General features: G+C 35.5%; 3 protein-coding genes. 2 read left to right on the top strand and 1 reads right to left on the bottom strand.

Annotated features, from left to right (window positions below; all coding sequences use genetic code 11):
• Positions 1-216: 216 nt before the first annotated feature.
• The gene (ahpC, locus tag ABZA26_RS12350) at positions 217-780 is read left to right on the top strand and encodes an alkyl hydroperoxide reductase subunit C (RefSeq protein ID WP_372714817.1); all 564 of its coding nucleotides are present in this window, start codon (positions 217-219) and stop codon (positions 778-780) included.
• A gap of 29 nt (positions 781-809) precedes the next feature.
• On the opposite strand, the gene ABZA26_RS12345 is transcribed toward ahpC, so the two are convergent.
• Entirely contained in the window at positions 810-1,361 is a 552-nt protein-coding gene (locus tag ABZA26_RS12345) for a DJ-1 family glyoxalase III (RefSeq protein ID WP_372714816.1), read from the bottom strand.
• A 493-nt stretch (positions 1,362-1,854) separates the two neighbouring features.
• Between ABZA26_RS12345 and aroF the strand changes: the two genes are divergently transcribed.
• Positions 1,855-2,580 (top strand): 3-deoxy-7-phosphoheptulonate synthase (gene aroF / locus ABZA26_RS12340; protein WP_372714815.1); only part of this gene is annotated, 726 nt, incomplete at its 3' end.

Here is a 2,580-nt window from a genome sequence, read left to right as displayed (position 1 = left end):
GTATACTTTGGAGCAAAAAAAATAGAAGAAATAATAGAACTGCTCAAGAAATAGGGAGTTGTTTTGAGACAAAGAAAAGCAGCACTTTTTTTACGGGTGCCGCTTTTTTTATAAAGTAATTAAGCCTATCAGTATTCTTGACAAAACATATAAATAAAGTTATAATTAATTTGTAATCGTTACAATAATGAAAATTAATGTAAGAGGAGGTTTTTTATGTCGTTAATAGGCAAAAAGATAGAGGAGTTTAAAGTACAAGCTTTTCATAATGGTGAATTTAGAGAGATAAGCAATGAAGTTCTGAAAGGACAATGGTCTATATTTTTCTTTTATCCTGCAGATTTCACATTTGTATGCCCAACTGAGCTGGGAGACCTTGCAGATAACTATGAAAAATTCAGAGAGGTAGGGGCTGAAATATATTCTGTGTCAACAGATACTCATTTTGCTCATAAGGCATGGCATGATGCCTCAGATACTATAAAAAAAATAAAATTTCCTATGCTTTCTGATCCTACGGGTTCTCTTTCCAGGCAGTTTGGTGTCATGATAGAAGAGGCCGGTCTTGCCTTGAGGGGAACATTCATATTGAATCCAGAAGGAGAAATAAAAGCATATGAAGTCCATGACCTTGGTATAGGTAGAGATGCAGAGGAACTCTTGAGAAAAGTCCATGCTGCACAGTTTGTAGCAGCTCACGGAGATCAAGTGTGCCCTGCAAAGTGGAAACCAGGACAAGATACTCTTAAACCAAACTTAAATCTCATAGGTAAACTATAATATAACAGAGGCTCCCTAGGGAGCCTCTGTTATATTATAGTCATTTTCTTCTTTACGTCTCCGACCTTTTGGGAACCAACCAGTACTTCAGCGAGCTTCAGACCAAAATCTATTCCTAACCCTGCTCCGCTAGCAGTTATTAAATTTCCGTCCTGTACTATTTTCTCATTTACAACTATTCCATCTTTGATGAGATCTTTGACTCCGTAGTGGCAGATGATTTTTTTCCCTTTGAGCAAACCTGCAGCCTCTAAAATAGAAGGAGCTGCACAGATAGCCCCTAAAAACTTGTCCGGAGTGTTTAAATACGTCTTGGAAAGGCTTATCACTTTTGATGATTTTCCAAGATTTTCATATCCGGGAGCTCCTCCCGGAAGTACCAGCATATCACCGTCTGTATAATCTTCAGAAGATAGCAGGGCATCAGCCTCTATAGGTATGTCCTGAGACGAGACCACTCTCTTAGAATCACTTATAGAGAGAGTAACCACCTCTATACCGCACCTTCTCAGAATATCTACAGGAGCAAGGGCCTCTATAGTCTCAAAACCTTCGGCAAGTAAAATATAAACTTTTTTCATATCATATTTCCTCCTTAAACGTTATATTCTCTCATATTTTATTATACTGTAATTTAAGTTGCTACCCTCTTATGCAAAAATTTTATAATTTATCAAAATATTAATATAAATTTTAAAAAAAGTGTACACCTTTTCCTGTGTTTCATTGGATTTTTTGATATATAGAAAATTAATATGTAAAAAAAACGTTGAAAAAATAGTCATAGAATGGTACTATTACTTTAATTTAAAATATCTCATTAACGGATAAGGGAACGGGTGGTCATCATGGCAACTAAGAATTTTACAAATTGGTATTTTTATTATTATTTTAGAGACTAGGATTTGTGGTTGGAGTATATGCCAAAACAAATCCATTTTGTATTATAAAATATAAAATAAAAATCGGATTTGTATCAGGGTGATAAATAATAGAAACATAAACCCCATAGGTGCAAACCTGCGGGGTTTTTTTTATCTATATAATTTCAAAAATTATAAGGGGGAAAATAACATGGTAATCAAAATGAAAAAAGATGCGGGCGAAAAAGAGTTGTTACACCTGGTAGAATTTTTACAAAAGAAAGGTCTGGAAGTAAAGGATGCTTCTAGCAGCGAATTTAAGGTAGTAGGAGTGGTAGGGGACACTTCTGTCATAGATGTAAAAGATATAGAGGCTCTAAATGGAGTAGATAAAGTAACTAGAATCCAGGATCCATTTAAAAAGGCAAACAGACTTATGAAAAGTGAAGATACAGTGATAGATGTATCAGGAGTAAAGATAGGCGGAGGAACATTTACAGTAATGGCAGGACCTTGTTCTGTAGAGTCTAGAGACCAGATTTTAGAAGTGGCAAATGCTATACAAAAATCAGGAGCACAGATTTTAAGAGGTGGGGCATTTAAACCAAGAACATCTCCTTATGCTTTCCAAGGTCTAGAGATGGAAGGATTAGACCTTCTTAAAGAAGCCAGAAAAGAAACAGGTCTTCCGATCGTTACAGAGATCATGTCTCCTTCACATGTTGCAAAATTTGCTGAAGAGGTAGATATAATACAGGTAGGAGCCAGAAATATGCAGAATTTCGATCTTCTGAAAGAACTTGGAAAAATTAATACCCCTATACTTTTAAAAAGAGGTATGTCAGCTACTATAGAAGAATGGCTAATGTCGGCTGAATACATAATGGCCGGAGGAAATGAAAATGTAATTCTTTGTGAGAGAGGAATAAGAACTTTT

It is taken from the genome of Ilyobacter sp., assembly GCF_041583315.1.
Taxonomy (GTDB): Bacteria; Fusobacteriota; Fusobacteriia; order Fusobacteriales; family Fusobacteriaceae; genus Ilyobacter.
Note: the sequence above shows the minus strand (reverse complement) of the source record. Positions and strands in the feature narration are given on the sequence as shown.

Coding starts and splice junctions, on each gene's coding strand:
- ahpC (WP_372714817.1), top strand. CDS start 217: ATGTCGTTAATAGGCAAAAAGATAGAGGAGTTTAAAGTACAAGCTTTT.
- ABZA26_RS12345 (WP_372714816.1), bottom strand. CDS start 1,361: ATGAAAAAAGTTTATATTTTACTTGCCGAAGGTTTTGAGACTATAGAG.